Genomic DNA, 1,171 nt, shown 5'->3' with positions numbered 1-1,171 from the left:
GCATTACTAGACATATTATAATCGTTAAAATAATCTTTTTCATTTTATATCTCCTTAACTAGTTTAGTGTAATTTTTTTCTAATATATATATATATATTATTTGTAAAACAAATTGAAACAAAATGAAAATAAGCATGATATAAATAAAAATTATATTTTTAAAATAAAAATAGCAAGATATACCCACAAATATTATTAGCAATGACTGCAATAAAATATAAGTTATATTACTATGCAAAATACTATATCCATGAATCTTTTTTATCAGTAATAATTTCTTGTTTTGATCAAAATACTGTTTAATATCAAATAATATAGTTATTGATATAGTAACAATATTTAATATCTGTGCTGATAATAAAATTAAATATTTAATTTTAATTTCTTTATAGTCACTATTGACTTTATCTTTGAAACTAGTAACGCTACTTACATAGTTTTCGAGGCCAAACTTTTTTATATTGTCTATAGTACTATCATAATTTTTAAAAAGATATGATCCTTGAGAAACAGATGTATAATAAAAATCATCACCTAAATCATTGCCTTCTATGACTAGAATAACAGGTGAATATATATAGGAATACTTTTTCATTGTGCGAGTATCAAATGAATAAATTTTATAGTCATTTTCCTTACTTATAAAATGAGAATTTTGGTTTATATTTGTACCATCTTGTTGAAATTTTATCCAATCGTTAACATCTAATTCAATATTCTTTCGTTTACTCATTGAATTTACAGGCAATATAATTTCAATCTGACTAGCATCTGTTTTAATTGAAAAATCTTGATCTAATTTTCCATAAAAATCAATGAAATTCTTATTTATAAATAGTACTTTACTATTCTCAACGTTAGAATATGTATTACTAGGATTATAAACATTATTGTTTCTAATCAGTAAAGTATTATTTGTTTTTTCGCTATAAATAATTAAATTATGAAATTTTTTCTGCAATATTTTTTTTTCTTCTTCTTTATAGAAAATTGGAGCTATATCTACTGTATAATAATCACCCATTTGATTCCATATTTTCTTTGATTCATTAATTAAGCTAAGTTCTTTTAAGTGGGTATAATTTCCTATATAGATAATAGAAAATACTAAAAACAATATACACTTAGTAAAAGTGCTTATAATTCTAAGTTGTTTATAGGGTTTTTGTC

At 21.6% G+C, this 1,171-nt stretch carries 1 protein-coding gene; it reads right to left on the bottom strand.

The features are described from left to right. Window positions 1-44: 44 nt before the first annotated feature. The coding region (locus ERX35_RS11280) for a DUF1430 domain-containing protein (RefSeq protein ID WP_149459981.1) at window positions 45-1,171 on the bottom strand (1,127 nt) is incomplete at its 5' end.

Source organism: Macrococcus equipercicus (genome assembly GCF_004359525.2).
Classification (GTDB): domain Bacteria; phylum Bacillota; class Bacilli; order Staphylococcales; family Staphylococcaceae; genus Macrococcus; species Macrococcus equipercicus.
The sequence above is the reverse complement of the archived record's forward strand: the minus strand, read 5'-3'. Positions and strand labels throughout refer to the sequence as shown.